The organism is Coprobacter tertius (assembly GCF_024330105.1).
In the GTDB taxonomy this organism is placed as follows: Bacteria; Bacteroidota; Bacteroidia; order Bacteroidales; family Coprobacteraceae; genus Coprobacter; species Coprobacter tertius.
Window position 1 is genome coordinate 1 of the sequence record NZ_JANDHW010000002.1, and the last position, 14,751, is coordinate 14,751.

General features: G+C 43.0%; 15 protein-coding genes. 6 read left to right on the plus strand and 9 right to left on the minus strand.

Going from position 1 to position 14,751, the window contains the following annotated elements; genetic code table 11:
• The 3 genes from NMU02_RS01935 to NMU02_RS01945 form a co-directional block, all read left to right on the plus strand.
• Nucleotides 1-292: hypothetical protein (locus NMU02_RS01935; protein ID WP_255025453.1), on the plus strand; the 292-nt coding region annotated here is incomplete at its 5' end.
• A 52-nt stretch (nt 293-344) separates the two neighbouring features.
• On the plus strand, nt 345-2,063 hold the full coding sequence (locus NMU02_RS01940) for a hypothetical protein (protein ID WP_255025454.1): 1,719 nt from the start codon (nt 345-347) through the stop codon (nt 2,061-2,063).
• A gap of 19 nt (nt 2,064-2,082) precedes the next feature.
• Nucleotides 2,083-2,763, plus strand: coding sequence for a DUF1566 domain-containing protein (locus tag NMU02_RS01945; protein WP_255025455.1), 681 nt, complete (start codon nt 2,083-2,085; stop codon nt 2,761-2,763).
• A 165-nt stretch (nt 2,764-2,928) separates the two neighbouring features.
• Here NMU02_RS01945 and NMU02_RS01950 read toward each other — a convergent pair whose 3' ends face one another.
• From NMU02_RS01950 to NMU02_RS01960, 3 genes are all read right to left on the minus strand, one after another.
• Nucleotides 2,929-3,600 carry a B3/B4 domain-containing protein gene (locus tag NMU02_RS01950; RefSeq protein WP_255025458.1) on the minus strand — a complete coding sequence of 224 codons (672 nt, stop codon included), beginning with the start codon at nt 3,598-3,600 and terminating at the stop codon, nt 2,929-2,931.
• Complete coding sequence (locus NMU02_RS01955) at nt 3,597-4,097, minus strand: flavin reductase family protein (RefSeq protein WP_255025460.1); 501 nt, start codon at nt 4,095-4,097, stop codon at nt 3,597-3,599. Before NMU02_RS01955 ends, NMU02_RS01950 begins: the two co-directional genes overlap by 4 nt.
• A 214-nt stretch (nt 4,098-4,311) precedes the next feature.
• Nucleotides 4,312-5,442, minus strand: a complete 1,131-nt coding sequence (locus tag NMU02_RS01960) for an AAA family ATPase (RefSeq protein ID WP_255025462.1) — start codon at nt 5,440-5,442, stop codon at nt 4,312-4,314.
• A gap of 442 nt (nt 5,443-5,884) precedes the next feature.
• Here NMU02_RS01960 and NMU02_RS13800 point away from each other — a divergent pair, with 442 nt between their 5' ends.
• Together NMU02_RS13800 and NMU02_RS01970 are read left to right on the plus strand one after the other, a co-directional pair.
• Nucleotides 5,885-6,676, plus strand: a complete 792-nt coding sequence (locus NMU02_RS13800; RefSeq protein ID WP_255025464.1) for a DUF7847 domain-containing protein — start codon at nt 5,885-5,887, stop codon at nt 6,674-6,676.
• Nucleotides 6,677-6,703: 27 nt separating this feature from the next.
• Nucleotides 6,704-7,891: a glycosyltransferase family 87 protein gene (locus tag NMU02_RS01970; RefSeq protein WP_255025465.1), complete on the plus strand. Its 1,188-nt coding sequence runs from the start codon at nt 6,704-6,706 to the stop codon at nt 7,889-7,891.
• 174 nt (nt 7,892-8,065) lie between these two features.
• On the opposite strand, the gene NMU02_RS01975 is transcribed toward NMU02_RS01970, so the two are convergent.
• A complete protein-coding gene (locus NMU02_RS01975; protein ID WP_255025466.1) occupies nt 8,066-8,899 on the minus strand; it encodes an alpha/beta hydrolase in 834 nt (277 codons plus the stop codon).
• Nucleotides 8,900-8,923: 24 nt separating this feature from the next.
• The gene (locus NMU02_RS01980; RefSeq protein WP_255025467.1) at nt 8,924-10,249 is read right to left on the minus strand and encodes a DUF3843 family protein; all 1,326 of its coding nucleotides are present in this window, start codon (nt 10,247-10,249) and stop codon (nt 8,924-8,926) included.
• Nucleotides 10,250-10,384: 135 nt separating this feature from the next.
• Between NMU02_RS01980 and mutY the strand changes: the two genes are divergently transcribed.
• A complete protein-coding gene (gene mutY, locus NMU02_RS01985; RefSeq protein ID WP_255025468.1) occupies nt 10,385-11,485 on the plus strand; it encodes an A/G-specific adenine glycosylase in 1,101 nt (366 codons plus the stop codon).
• Here mutY and NMU02_RS01990 read toward each other — a convergent pair whose 3' ends face one another.
• The 4 genes from NMU02_RS01990 to NMU02_RS02005 form a co-directional block, all read right to left on the minus strand.
• Entirely contained in the window at nt 11,486-12,394 is a 909-nt protein-coding gene (locus NMU02_RS01990; protein ID WP_255025469.1) for a DMT family transporter, read from the minus strand.
• Complete coding sequence (locus NMU02_RS01995) at nt 12,394-12,942, minus strand: RsmD family RNA methyltransferase (protein WP_255025471.1); 549 nt, start codon at nt 12,940-12,942, stop codon at nt 12,394-12,396. The genes NMU02_RS01990 and NMU02_RS01995 overlap by 1 nt, the downstream gene beginning before the upstream one ends.
• Nucleotides 12,943-13,080: 138 nt before the next feature.
• On the minus strand, nt 13,081-14,181 hold the full coding sequence (locus tag NMU02_RS02000; protein ID WP_255025473.1) for a hypothetical protein: 1,101 nt from the start codon (nt 14,179-14,181) through the stop codon (nt 13,081-13,083).
• Nucleotides 14,182-14,215: 34 nt separating this feature from the next.
• Complete coding sequence (locus NMU02_RS02005; RefSeq protein ID WP_255025474.1) at nt 14,216-14,725, minus strand: hypothetical protein; 510 nt, start codon at nt 14,723-14,725, stop codon at nt 14,216-14,218.
• Nucleotides 14,726-14,751 lie beyond the last annotated feature (26 nt).

Sequence of the window (14,751 nt, forward strand, 5' to 3'; positions counted from 1 at the left end):
CACACACACACACACACACACACACACACACAATTGTGATGTAAGCAAGCTCTTATATTATAAACGCTACGTTAGCGGTAAACGGAATTTCTGGTTACCGCATTTCCTTGTTCCTGACCTTACCATTACCCCCTGTCATGTTGAGCGACCTGCGAAGGGTCCCCTGATGAGAGTCACTTTGGGTAATCGTCCTGCTCTCGTCGCTATGGCATTGGGCGATTTCCCCACCGACGCTGCTGCCGGGGTGATGTCTCCGGGGGGATTTCGCTATTCGCTCAGGAGGACAGCGTAAAGCAATTGGATAATAAACAAATAAATAATACATAACAACCAGATACAACACAATGAAGAATCGAATCATAACCGGCCTGCTGATAACGGCCGCTTTAGCCGCCGGATGCAACGACGAACTCATTCCCGAGGCGGAAACGACGGCATCGGGAGGCATAGGCGATCCGGTAACGGTGCAACTCTCGCTCGACCTGGCGGCGTATAACCTGCTGCCGGGAACGGAAGGCCGTAGCGCAGAGACTTTCCGGCCGGTAAGGGCTTCGTCTCCCGTGATGGACGTAGAACTGACGGTTGTCCCCGATACGGCGGCGTATTCCGGGACGCGGGCGGGAGAACCGGGACTCGAATATGCTGTGTGGGGATACGCCGTATTCCAGTTCGACGGGACGGCCGCTAAATCGAAACTGGTAAGCAAGCAGTATGTCAATTGCCCCGACGGGGTGATCGACCCTCGAAGCATTACCCTTAACAAGCAAGAGGGGAGACAACGCATCGTGGTTATCGGCAATGTGCTCGAGTCTGATTTTAGTCGACTCAATGTAGGTGGATGGTATAGTGTTTATGAGACGCTGCAAAATGATTTTAAACTTTCGACGGGAATGCCTCGATTTCCGTTAAACACTTACGGTAATCCGGAAAAAGATAAAATTGTTATTTGCGGGCAGACCGACGTAACGCTTACCGCCGCCAATCCCATTCAGGTTTCTATCCCGTTGCTGCGTTCCGTCTCGAAAATGAATTTCAATATTCAGGTAGAGGATTCCCTGCAAGCAAAATTCAATACCTGGGATGTGAGTGTGTTTGTTCCGGATATAAGTTTTTACAACATTATGGGGCGTATACCCGTTTTTCCGAACGTTTATAATGCTGTAGGCTTGGCACTGCTGACGGGGCATCAGGGAGGCGAGTTACCACCCTTGTCGACCTACGTGCCCGTGAGTTTGCAACACGATGTACCCGGTACATCGTTTACCGAACGGGTAAATAACGCCCCGGTAGGGAACATTTACCTGCAGATAACCGCCAAAAATGTGGTCGGCGGGGTGGGAAAAGAGGTGGTGGTGTACAAAATACCCCTCGGGATGAATTTCGAAGAAAGTTACAGCATACAGCCCAATTGCGAACTGAATTATACGATCCGCCTGAAAGGGGTTTCTGAAAAAGATCCTCACGTGGTGAGAGTTGTTCCGGGATATTTTGCCGGCGGGTTGAAAGCCTGGAACGACGCCGGGGGCGAGGTGCCTGTTAACGATGCAGGGGCCGTGAAATTCCGGTACGCCAAACGCATAGAGGTATATTCTTTACCTCTTGCAGACCCCATTAATCCCCCCGGTAGTTCTCCCTCGAGTATGAGTTTTTGGATTACCCGTAATGGATCTACTCTTCCTTTAGATATTATAAGGAATATGACTTCTTATACCGATGGTTTCGAAAATACGAAAGCCGCTATGGCGGAACCCGATCCTTGGATAGGAATCCGGCCGGCGATCGCTTGTTATCGGCTTAACGGGCTGCAGCCTTCCGATGGGTATAGCCCCGCCGACTGGTACCTGCCCTCTGTCGTAGAGACAATTGGGGTGGCTTCTGCGAAAAACATATTTCCTCCCTCCGAGGAAGGGCGTTTCGGCATTTGGTCATCTACTTGTAATTTGTTGTATAAGGTCGAAAGCGGTCCGTATGCTTATAGTGCGGATGTTAAAAGTTCAATTATATCCTTAAATACATTTAATATCATGTATTATGTGAGAGCGGTACGCCAGATAAATGATTAATCGGGAAACAAACAACACAATGAAACGTAAAGAAATGAATAAGATTTTATACCGGATATGCCTGTGCGCGGCAGCCCTTTACGCGGGTGGTTTTACCGGAGCCTCGGCGCAGTACATCCTAAAAGAGACGCTCCCTGGCTTTAGTGCCCCGGTAGCGGTATTTTATGCCGACGGCATGCCCGATGCGGCGGTATGGCCCTTCGGTACGAATCTGATGAGGAACGGGGCCACGATACGCCACAACACGAGCGGGGGAAATGAAAACAACCCGAATATCAACGGCCGGGTACCGGCGCGGTTTATCGTGGCGCCGGCCGACATCGCTCCCGGTACGTGGGCGAATGTGTCGGGCTTTGAAGATGCCGCCAATTATAATACTAAAGCCGATTTTACCAAGCCTGTCGCCGGCGCCGGTTGCCGGGGGTTAACTACGGGCGGGCGAAGTTGGCGGTTGCCCACCGTAGGGGAATTGCTGATGATACGCATCTTTCAGGAAGCGGTCGACGCCATTTATCCCGCTCATCCCATGATAGAGGGGGAATACTGGTCTTCGACAGAAAGTACAACAAGTGGTAATTCATATTCTGTCGTTTTCGGCTTTCCGGCTACCGGTGACGCGTATCTTGCCGTATATACTCAATGGTACAACAGTTCAAAACCGCTCCCCGTTCGGAATGCCCGATGCGTCAGCGATTATTGAAGGGAGATGTCCCCCTCTTGTTATTATGAGGCGGAACCGGGGGATCTCTCGGGACGTCACTAAGGCGTAAACGATTATGGGGCGATTACCCGAAGTGAAACGGGCAGGGGATTTATTGCTGTCATTCACGATAATAAAGGGACTCAGGACAACAGGTGCTCGGTATTATTTAAATATTTCGGTATACGATAATTCTTTAGCATCGGCATATTCGGTAAGTAAACAGCCGGTAAGCCTTACTGCGTTTCCGAGTTGCTCCCCGCCGGAGTAGGCATTGATGATAATTAGTATTTCACGAGTAGCCAGGGTGAGTTTCGTACGTTCTTCGTCGCTGGTGGGAGTCCCGATAGGCCCGGTCCTGTCTCTGTAAACCGGGAGACCTTCGATGTTGAGTAATCCTCGCCCGATGCCCTGGAATTCTTCGTTTGCGTTTCCTACTCCCAAAATCAGATCGCCGTTTATTTTTTCTGCATCGAACCCTCCGATTGAAAAACCGGTATGCATCGATACCAGGTTGATAAGATCGACTAAAGTAGAGATTCGATACAGTTCCATTCCTTTTACGATACGTCGGCAGAGAGCCTCTGCCGAGGGCCGGTAGCGATTGGGATCTTTTCCCAATGCTTTGTAAGCCGCTCGGGTAGAACGTATCGCTTCCCGTTTATTGATATCCGGTAAAGTATAGGTTTCCTTAATCCTTCGACTTTCTGCGTCGATTTCTTGCCAAAGCCGCGGGTTAAGGGCCGAGTTATGCACTTTAGCCGTTATAACGGCAGCATCGAATTGAGGGCATACCGATAAAAACTTTTCGGAAACAGTCACTTTTATTCCGGTCATTTCTTCAGGATATTTACGATTTCTGCTACATACATGCGGTGGTATCCCGCGCCGTTGTACCATTTTCCGGGAATATCGGTCTCGATAAAATTTGTTTTTTTCAGGTCGTCATAATACAGTTTCCGGCATTCGAGTGTCAGGCGCGATTGTTCGAAAATGATATTTCCTCTCTCGGTAATACGAGGAATGAGGCCGGTCTCTTTAATTTTATCGGTATCGCGCCCCGATTTGCTTCCGCATATTTTGTGTATTCCTTTGTTTTCTTCTCCGAGAAAAGAGAGGGTAAAATCTTGGTTGGCTTCGATAAACTCGTAGGTATATCGTTCGGGTCGGATAAAAACGAAAACAACGGGTTTATTCCATAAAAAACCGATTCCTCCCCAACTGGCAGTCATCGTATTGAATTTTTCTTTTGTTCCGGCTGTTACCAGCATCCATTCTTTCCCGATGGTTTCAAAAAAGTTTTCATCGAGATCTGTTACATTTATTTTTTCCATAAACCTACTATTTATACTGGGAAATGTTCATGATACTGATTCAATTAATTTTCTTAGATGCTCTTTTGACCAATTCCGCAAGAGTATAGCGGCATAGCAAGCCGAAATTAGGAACATGACTCATATAATCACAGTGAAACCGGTCTTGTTGCGGCCAATCCCGTCTTATTTTACCTTGCCGGTTTTTCTCTTTTAGAATTATTTAGTCGCAGAATTATACACCTAATTCTCTTTTTAACCACACCTTCATCACGGGATCGGGAATAATGGTTTGACGCTTTTCGATCTCGATAAGCTCTTTCTTGACCAATGCCCGCTTTACGATGCTGACATTAGCCGATGAACCGAGTTGATATTTCTGCAAAACCTCTTGCGTGGTAAATTCGCTATGGACTCCATCAATAATGGCTCGCAAAAAATTCATCTGATAGGTCGTTAGGCTTTCGGTCTGCTTCTCGAACAACGGTGTATTCTGGTCGATGATATCCTGATATGCCTCCTCGAAATCCTTCTCCGTGGCAACTTTATCCGTATGAATCCATACCAGCCACGCCAACTGCTGCACATACGAAGAGTGATTATCCACTCTCTGACAGATTTTTTCGGCTAACTCTTTCGAAATCCGCTTTCCCGTAGCTTCGAAACGGCCACAAATATAATCCACCCAGTTCGCCGTCCCGATTTTTGTCAAATAGATAGCGTCTCCGAATTTATAGAACGGAAGGCTTCTTTTTTCAAAAAGTTCGTTCATCAAGTGTTTTTTGCTGCCGAATAAGCAGTAAGATACCGAATTCTGTAATTGCCAGATCGAGCGTAACCGCTTCTGGAATGTTTTGGAATCTTTGAATTCTGCAATTTGCTGGAACTCGTCGATGCAAATAACGATATTACAACCTTTTTTTTGCGCTATCTTTTCAGGGAGTTGCAGGATTTCATCGATCTCGTTGCTCTTGGGATTCATTTCAAGCGATATTGAAAAATCCGTCATCGGATCGGTTCCCATCGATATTTTAGGACTGATTCGTGAAAGAAATAATTTGGCATGCTCCAACCATTCATCCAACTTTGAAGAGGTTTGTTTGAGAATGGCCGAAGCAAATGCGTCATAGAAATCCTTGTCACTACGGCAAGAAAAAATATCGATATAAACGACCTTCAATTTGTCGGACTGCGCCAAGCGACACGCTTTCTGCACCAAAGAGGTTTTACCCCAACGGCGAGGCGAGATCAATACCGTATTCACTCCATGCTGGAAATTCAATACCAGTCGAGAGGTCTCTTTTTCCCGGTCGGTGAAATTATCGCCCGATGTTGCAACACCGAATATGAAAGGTTTTTTCTCCATAATCTTCAAATGTAATTCCAAGCACAAAGATAAGTAATATATCTATTACTAATAACATTATTACTAATAAATTTGTTTTAGGCCATGCTTTTCTCTTCAAAATCTGCTGTCTACTCCTCGATAACGGGCTTCTTACTTTCCCTCTTATCGACATCCAAGGTATATGCATGAGGCAAGTGTTTCACCCTAATGAAAGTGATTATGTCTATTCATTTGCCACTACACTATTCGTCCGGCATCGTACAACCTCTTTGCCTCTGCTTGCAGATGGCATGGCAACCTTCGTAAGAAAATTGGAAGATCTTACAAATTTAAACGTTATCTTTAAAGAAGCAATAAAGCGGAAGGCCTGAATGCGATCACCGGATCAATTTATCGCCTCTTATATGGTAATTTCGAAAAAATGGTTTATATTCGTATCAAATTAACAAATTCAGATTTTATGGAAAATTTATTATTCTCGGTAAGAGATTCGGTAAAAACAGGCTGGAAGCTGGCGAAAAATAACCTCGTGGTTTTATGCGGGCTGATTCTGGCTTATACAACGATTTATTATGCGGTATATTTTACGTTTTTGCCGTCGAACAAACCTGATTTCGGTTTTTGGGTTACGATGTTATTCTTGCTGTTGTTTTCGGTGGTATTTTCTTTGGGCTTTTATAAGTTATGTCTCGATATTGTCGACGGTAAAGACGCCGAATTTTCGGCTTTTAAGGAAGGGTTAAAGAAATTAAAGACGTATTTAGTTCTGGTATTTATTTATCTCGGTTTTATTATTGTCGTTTCTGTTTTGTTTACGTTTGTATTTTTACTGATCGTTTTGGTTTCCGGTGCGCATAATTACGCGGCGGCTATGAATCCCGAATCGATTTCCAAATCTATGATTATACTTATCCCTTTGGCTATTTTCTGGGTCGCTATTTTGCTGTTTTTGATACGATTTATGTATGCGCCCATCATCATCGTCGATACCGATAAGGGAGCGGTAGAGGCTTTGAAAAGAAGTTGGGAGATTACGCGCGGCAAATTCGGTAAACTGGTAGCGTTGGGTATTGTATTCCTTCTGATTAATATAGTAGGCTTTATCGCGCTTATCGTGGGTATTTTCGTTACCATGGCGGTAACATCTGTCGGTTTTGCCGTATCGTATCGCATGCTTGCTTACGAATATGATTTAAAAAATAAAGAGGAGAAAATTGAGGGGAAAACGGATACCGTTCTCCCTGCGGAATAAAATTAACAGGAATATATCGGAAAGCAGATGCGTAGTATAGTGCGTTTTTTTAAAAAACCGTTTTTTTCTGATTATCGTACCACATCGGTATTATGGCTTGTGTTAGCCATTACCGGTGTGGTATTGAAATTTTTGAAGGGCCCCGGGTCTTATAATAACTATCTTATTTTTAAGAATGTATATTGGCATGCGGTCGACGGTGTTTCTTTGTATGGACATTATCCCGAGTTGTATTTCGATAAAAATCATTATGGGCCGTTCTTTTCTCTGATTATAGCTCCGTTTGCCGTATTACCCGACTTTTGGGGTGTTTTATTGTGGGTGACCGGGAATGTGATGCTGTTGTATTGGGCCGTAAAACAGTTGCCTCTCGAACGCTGGCAGCATGCGCTTATTTATTGGTTGACGGTAAATGAAGTTTTCGCATCTGTCGTAAACCAACAGTTGAATCTCGGTATTGCCGCCATCCTGATTTTGTCTTATACCTTGATTCGGGATAAGCGTGATTTCTGGGCGGCATTCCTTATTATGGCGGGTACTTTTGTAAAATTGTACGGAATTGTGGGTTTGGCTTTCTTTTTCTTTTCCAAGCAGAAAAAACATTTTATTTTATATTGTATATTCTGGGCGGTTGTCATGTTGGTATTGCCGATGCTCTTTTTCGGTACCGATTATATCCTTCAGCAATATGCCGGATGGTATGAGTCGTTACAGATAAAAAACGGAGAAAACATGTTTTCTCCCATGCAAAATATATCCTTTCTGGGAATGGTACGAAAGATATCGGGTAACGCGGCATATAGCGACCTTTGGCTTATTGTCCCCGGATTAGTATTATTTTTCTTACCCTACTTGCGTATCAGCAGATACGGAGATAAACGCTTTCAGATGTTACTGCTTTCATCGGTATTATTGTTTACCGTATTATTTAGTACCGGAAGCGAATCGAGTACTTATATTATTCCTTTTACCGGAGTGATTATTTGGTTTCTGGTTACTCCCGAAAGACATGGGTGGAAATATAGCAATCTGGCTTTACTGTTGTTTGCATTGATATTTACAGGATTTTCTTCCTCTGATCTTTTCCCCCGGTTTATTCGTATGGAGTACATCCGCCCTTACGCACTGAAAGCATTACCTTGTATGATCGTGTGGTTATTCGTGATATATGATATGTGCAAGGGGAAATTCGTTAGTAATTACAGGAATAAATAAAAAAAGGTTGTCATCCCGACAACCCAATCTTTGTAAACCTTAAATCTAATACTATGAAAAAACATAGTACAAATATAAGGTCGTTTTTTGTATTTGCAAATGATTTGTATAAAAATTCGTGTCGATTTAACTATGTTTATGTGAAATATCTCATTTTGTTAACAAATCATTTTCTTATTTTACAAGAGGATGTTTCCCCTGAAAATAGTTTTTAAAGAACAACATATGATATTCGACTGCGTTTGTCCAGTAATCCCAATCGTGGCCTCCCGGTCGTAAAATAAAGTCGTGATTTATTCCTTTTTGCAATAACATATTGTGAGCATCTTTATTTACTTGTAGAAAAAAGTCGCCTACTCCGCAATCGATAAAAATGGCCAGGCTGTTATTGGTGAGTTTATCAAGTTGGGTTATGACGGTATACTGATTCCAGCGTTCTGTATTGTCTTTATATTCGCCGATTTGTTTATTCATTTTCCAATAACCCGGGAAGGGACGTATATCGAGGCCTCCACTCATACTGCCTACCGCTCCGAAGATATCCTGATGCCGTATTGCAGTCCACATGGCTCCGTGTCCTCCCATGCTCAGACCGGTAATGGCGCGTCCTTTGCGATTGGCGATAGTCCGGTAATTTTTGTCGATATACTCTACCAATTCTTTCGAGAGAAAAGTCTCGAATTGGGAAGAAGGATTTATCGGGCTATCCCAATACCAGCTCGCTTCTCCATCGGGGCAAACTACGATCATGTTATGTGAAGAGGCTAAACGGGGTAAGGACGGCTTCTTTTCGATCCAGATTTTATAATTATTTCCGTATCCGTGCAGGAGATACATAACAGGAAACAATTCTGTCGTTTTTTGGGAATAAGTATCGGGTAGTATAATTACACATTTAATTTCCCTTTGCATTTTGGGACTGTAAACTTTTAACGTATCTACTTGCGCGGCTCTTATGTATGAAAAGGGGATACATAGAAGCAAAAGAACAAATAATTGTTTTTTCATTTTTATGGATTCAGATGGTTTGTTTTATCGTTTTATATAGTCGAGCATAAAATCGAGGTTTTCTTTTATGAGTATTTTGCCGTTTTCCCCTTCGAATGCCAACTCGGGTATCCTGTTATTCAGGTAAGCGTTTTTGAAGAACGATTTGCCTAATTCATCGCTTTTTAAAGCGATCCAAGCTACTTCAGTAGGAGAGAGCGGTTCGCCTTCTTCATCTTGTGTATCGGTAAGAATATCGTTGAGGATAATTTCTTGCTCGTTTTCGGGTAACTCTTCTTTTTCGTCGAAAAGATGATATTCCTCTTCTTGCCCGGTAATTTCATCGGCCAGTTCTTCCGATCCGTCATAGGAGCGGGCCTCTCCTACGAGCCACCAGTCGTTATCCCATTTTACGATACCGAAAAATAAGATACGGTTTTCATTTTTCATCTCGGGGGGAAATCCGATTAGAGACCGGTTCGTGATTTCTATTTCTTTACCGGTAGCGATGTGTGTAAACCGGGTATGTGTTTCTTTTTCTTCTATGTAGCGGAAATATCCGGAATATTTGCGGCTAAGAGAATCGAGACATTCGTACACCGGGACCGATTTGCCGAGAATACGGGAAAGCCATTGTGCGGGTCGTAACGCAAAAAATTCGGTAACGTTATTATAAGCGAAATCATTGCAGAGCATGTTTATCATTTCGGGTATGCGGTCTTCCATATTTTCTTTTTTAGCCATATCGACCGTATCGTCGGCGTCGATTTGTAAACGCAATCCGTTTTCTTGGAATAAATATGATTCGCTGCCTGTCCAGAAAATACGCGAAAACCAATTTTCTATATTGCGGCTCGTAAGGTTCGGTTGCAGAAAAAATTTCTTTAGCTTTTCGTTTTCAGGTGCGGTCTCGTATTCTGCATCGAGAATTTGCATAACGGTTGTAGCCAGTTGAGTAAATAAAGGGTCGAGCGGAGAATAAGGAATATTTGTTTCATCGAGTTGCATAAAAAAATGCCAGATAATAAATTGCAGGTCGCAGGTATTTATTTCATCTTCAGCATAGTCTTCGCAAGTATAAAATGGCAAAGGTTTTCCGGTTCGTTTCAGGCATTCCCGTGTAAATGCGGTAAATATTCCTGTTTGTGAAATAATATCTTCGAAATAGGCCGTTAAAGTGCAACAAAATCTTTTTTTCTCGTCTTCGTCGAGATATAGTTTATGATAGGCTTCCGAAAGAAAAAGTACGTCGGCGGCTTCATATATCCGGTTGGCGAGTTTTACGTAATACAAGTCGGTGGGGGCAGAGGACTGGTAAGGATGCATACCCATCCAGTCTCCGCTGAAAATTACCTGTTTCTTTTTAGCCATAATGATAAAATATTCGATTTAAAATAGGTGCAAACTTACGATAATATTGTCGAATCGTGAAACGTTAAAAGAAAAAAGAAACGATAGAGGGTTTCAGGGGTTTTCGTTACATTTGCAGCGGTCAAAGAATAAGGTATGAGCATACAATACGATGAAAATTTGTCGATATCGGGTCCGTTAGTTAAATGGTACGAAGAAAATAAGCGGCAGCTGCCCTGGCGGGAGACCGCCGATCCGTATCTGATCTGGATATCGGAAATAATATTACAGCAAACAAGAGTAGCGCAGGGGCTCGATTATTTTAATCGTTTTGTAGGGCGATTCCCGGACGTAGCCACTTTGGCCGAGGCTCCCGAAGACGAGGTACTGAAATATTGGGAGGGGCTGGGCTATTACAGTCGAGCTCGTAATTTGCATGCGGCCGCTCATCAGATTATGACTGTTTTCGGAGGTAAATTTCCCGAAACTTACGAAGAAGTACTTTCGCTAAAGGGCATAGGCGAATATACTGCTGCGGCGATTTGTTCCTTTTCATATGGTTTACCGCATGCTGTTGTCGACGGAAATGTTTATCGGGTATTATCCCGTTTATTCGCTTTGGATACTCCTATCGATAGCGGAGCCGGGAAAAAAATGTTTTTTTCCTTAGCCGATGATTTGCTCGATCGTCATCGTCCGGGGATTTATAATCAGGCTATTATGGAATTGGGTGCGTTACAATGCGTACCGCGCTCTCCTCGTTGCGAAATGTGTCCGCTGGTGGTTAAGTGCCGGGCCTTTGCCGATGGAAATGTAGAGTCTTATCCCGTAAAGCAGGGAAAGACAGAAGTGAAACCCCGGTATTTTAATTATTTGCATATTCTTAAAGATGGAGATACCTGGATTAATCGTAGGTCGGAAAATGATATATGGAGAAATTTATATGAATTGGTTCTTATCGAGACCGAAAAAGAGGTCTCTTTTGAAGAACTTGTACAAATGCCCCGATATAAAAAACTTTTGCCTTCTTCAGATGAGGTTGTCGTTTCAGGGATTCCGGTTTGCCGCAGGCATGTTCTTTCTCATCGGATTATACATGCCCGTTTTTATACCATCGAAATCGTAAAAGAGTCGGAAACTCTTTCACAATATAAGCGTGTTTCGATGAATGAGATCGGACAATATGCTTTCTCCCGTCTGACGTTGAGTTATTTTGACGAATACCGAAAACGGTCGGCTGATTATACATTATGGTAATCATTGACGTAGCCTGAAAAATAATTGCCGTATTATTTTTTCTAAGGGTCGTGACAGAATGATGAGACTTACAGCCGAAATAATCAGTAAAAATCCGGTAGCGATACGGGATGTGATCGGTTCTCCGAATACCAATATCCCCACACAGAGTGCAGTGAGCGGTTCCATGGCACCGAGAACGGCCGTGAGTGTAGAGCCGATACGTTTAATGGCATAAACGAGTGCGAGATTCGATATGACGGTAGGTAGAATTGCTAACAGTAAGATGTTTATGAGTGATTGGGTATTGGGGATAATCTGAAAAGTCCCTTTTATTAAAGTTTGAATGTAAAAGATAAGCGCCCCGATAAGGAGTACGTAAAATGTCAGTTTGCTGCCATTCATATTACGTACTTTCGATTTACTTACCTTGATGATATATAATGCGTAACCGATGGCCGAAATAAGCACGATTCCGATGCCCGCCATATCGATTTTTTCGGCCGCGCCTCCGATCGAGAGAAAAGCTACTCCAAAAAACGCCATTATAATGGCTGTAATAATAATTACCGAAAGTCTTTCATGATAGTATAGGAACATGATAAGGGTAACGAATACAGGATACAGAAAATGTATCGTTGTGGCTATTCCGCTGGGCAAGTAATTGTAACCCCAGAATAAGAACATGGCCGAGACTACGTAAAAAATACTCAGGTACGATAATGTAAGCAATTCGGCTTTGCTGATTCTGAATGATATTTTTTTTAGCGGTAAAACGATCCCGATCGAAATCCCGGCTATCAGAAAACGATAAAATAAAATAGAGTCGAAATCCATTCCTTGTGCCATTAGCGGCAGAGTAAACAACGGAATGAGACCGAAGGTGGAAGAGGAAATGATTCCTGCGAGGAATCCCTTTAGGTTCGCCATTACCGAGCCTCCTCTTTTACTCTGAAAAAGCTGAAGTTTACACTGCCGTATTCCCGGTGTTGTATAAATTCGGGAAGAGATGAAAAGTCGTTTTTACGCGAATGTTCTACGACGAGTAATCCGTCGGGCTTCAATAATTCCGATTTTAAAATCATTTCGGGTATTTTCTCTAACTGAGGCAAATCGTAAGGAGGATCGGCGAAAATAAAATCGAATTTGTCTCGGCAAGAGGAAATAAATTTAAATACGTCTCCTTTTACCGGAAGTAATGATTTATCGCCCAGTAATTGCTGTACTTTCCGGATAAAATTGTATTGTACTCCGTAATGTTCTACGCATACGACCCGGCTACACCCGCGCGAACATAATTCGAAACTGACAGCACCCGTACCGGCAAACAGATCGAGTGCGGTTTTTCCTTCGAAATCGATGAGATTTCCCAGAACATTAAAAAGGTTTTCCCGGGCAAAATCGGTTGTCGGCCGCGCCTTTATGTTGGTAGGCACATCGAAACGCCGCTTTCCGTATTTACCGCTGATAATACGCATACAAGTAATTTTTAAATTTTCTTCAAAGATAAGGAGAAAAAACGACAAAAACCACGTGAGAGTTTATCGACAAAAACATATGCCATACCCTCTTATTGCCGTATGTATCGGATGACCTTTCTTTTCTTTTATATTGATCTAATACATCTGTATCTTAGATAATTTAAACCCTTGCTTCGTATCGAGAAAATAATAATGTTCCCGGATGGAGGTTGCGGGTTCGACCACCTTAAAAATTTCGAATGTAGGCAATTCGTTTCCACCTTTTCCGGATGCTGCAAATTCGTTTATCCAGTAGTCGGACACAAAAAAATACGACATTGCTTGAGAAATTCCATGCATGGCCTCTCCTTTTGCTATGGCGTTGATGGCCTGTATCAATGAATTTTTATATTTCGGCTCGAGATTTTCCGGTTGACAATAAAGCGGCCCTCCTCCATTATGAAGTTGTAGGGTTATCTGCGGACCCAATATCGAGTCGACATTTCTTTCGTTTATATCTTTTGCCCTTTCTTTAATCCACGTTAAGAATTCTTTGCGGTAGTCTACAAACGAATAGTATTCTCCGTTGACTCCCATAAAACTTACGCGGGTGCTGTCTGTGTGGGGAGAGGGGGAGATTCGGCAGGTGTGTAATTTGAGGTAAATCATATCATATTGGTCGACCATGCATTCGTCGGCATTTATCAATACCTGTCCGGTCGTATCTATCAGCATGATTCCGGAACCGTTTTCCCAGGTAGGACGTCCATCGGCCGAGGTTTTACAAACGGCGCCCTCTTCGGCCCATAACAAACCGTTCTGTACGCGCGAAAGATAGTTAAATCGGTTCGCTTCGATCGCAATATCTCCGTTGCGATCGAGTAGTCCTGTAAATTGCGGCAATTTCCACATGTTATAATGTCGATAGCGGATAAAACCTTCGCATTCCGAATCGACGATTCCCCGGTTAGAAATGTATAGATGGTGATCTATCCTGCGTCCCGATTTGGTAAGAAAATAAGTATCGAAGCTGACGACTTCCTTGTTATTGTTCCCAAGGTATTGCCCGACGCATATTATGTTGTCGAAATTGGTTGGAGCTGTAGTAAAACGGGGTTTGATACGGACTACATCGTTAGCGTCTTTATACCCGTATAGTTGTGTTTGGTCCTGAAAAGCATACCAGCGTTCTGCCGTTTGCGCGATTCCCGTTTGCGCGATTGTTCCGAATAGAATCATAATCATTATTTTTTTCATGATTGTTTTATATCGATTATTTTTTGTACCGGTATCAGTCTTGGATCAGCTTTTTTTCGCGTATCGTTTTTTGTAGGACGAAGAGCGCTAACCCTATGACAATACCTGCGATTGTCGAACAAAACAGGTATATTAAATAGTATACGATATATATTCTCAGAAACATACTGTAAATCGATATTTTCGTATAACTATCGAGGGCATACTCAACACAATCGTCGATATTGCCGGCGGCGGGTTCGTTTACATTTAAATATATAAATCTGATATAGATAAAAAGTAATACGTACGAGAGGAAGGCTTTGATGAATTGTCCCAGTACGGCAAACAATACACATTTCCCTCTCGATACCGGCCGGTCAGAGGCCGTTATCAGTCGGTATAATATTAGTATTACGATCAGTTCCGAAAGCAATAGGTCTAATCCGAATTTAACCAGAAAGGAGCCTTCCAACCATCCGAAGCATACAAAGATCCCGATGTTTACGACCGATGTCGCCACAGAGCTTAGGAAAAGCCACATCCAGTAATTCTGTTTTTTCATAATTGTTTTTATATGCATTTTAATGG

Bases quoted from the DNA above. Each gene is read 5' to 3' on its own strand.
- NMU02_RS01940 (WP_255025454.1), top strand. From the start codon at position 345: ATGAAGAATCGAATCATAACCGGCCTGCTGATAACGGCCGCTTTAGCC.
- NMU02_RS01945 (WP_255025455.1), top strand. From the start codon at position 2,083: ATGAAACGTAAAGAAATGAATAAGATTTTATACCGGATATGCCTGTGC.
- NMU02_RS01950 (WP_255025458.1), bottom strand. From the start codon at position 3,600: ATGACCGGAATAAAAGTGACTGTTTCCGAAAAGTTTTTATCGGTATGC.
- NMU02_RS01955 (WP_255025460.1), bottom strand. From the start codon at position 4,097: ATGGAAAAAATAAATGTAACAGATCTCGATGAAAACTTTTTTGAAACC.
- NMU02_RS01960 (WP_255025462.1), bottom strand. From the start codon at position 5,442: ATGGAGAAAAAACCTTTCATATTCGGTGTTGCAACATCGGGCGATAAT.
- NMU02_RS13800 (WP_255025464.1), top strand. From the start codon at position 5,885: ATGGAAAATTTATTATTCTCGGTAAGAGATTCGGTAAAAACAGGCTGG.
- NMU02_RS01970 (WP_255025465.1), top strand. From the start codon at position 6,704: ATGCGTAGTATAGTGCGTTTTTTTAAAAAACCGTTTTTTTCTGATTAT.
- NMU02_RS01975 (WP_255025466.1), bottom strand. From the start codon at position 8,899: ATGAAAAAACAATTATTTGTTCTTTTGCTTCTATGTATCCCCTTTTCA.
- NMU02_RS01980 (WP_255025467.1), bottom strand. From the start codon at position 10,249: ATGGCTAAAAAGAAACAGGTAATTTTCAGCGGAGACTGGATGGGTATG.
- mutY (WP_255025468.1), top strand. From the start codon at position 10,385: ATGAGCATACAATACGATGAAAATTTGTCGATATCGGGTCCGTTAGTT.
- NMU02_RS01990 (WP_255025469.1), bottom strand. From the start codon at position 12,394: ATGGCGAACCTAAAGGGATTCCTCGCAGGAATCATTTCCTCTTCCACC.
- NMU02_RS01995 (WP_255025471.1), bottom strand. From the start codon at position 12,942: ATGCGTATTATCAGCGGTAAATACGGAAAGCGGCGTTTCGATGTGCCT.
- NMU02_RS02000 (WP_255025473.1), bottom strand. From the start codon at position 14,181: ATGAAAAAAATAATGATTATGATTCTATTCGGAACAATCGCGCAAACG.
- NMU02_RS02005 (WP_255025474.1), bottom strand. From the start codon at position 14,725: ATGAAAAAACAGAATTACTGGATGTGGCTTTTCCTAAGCTCTGTGGCG.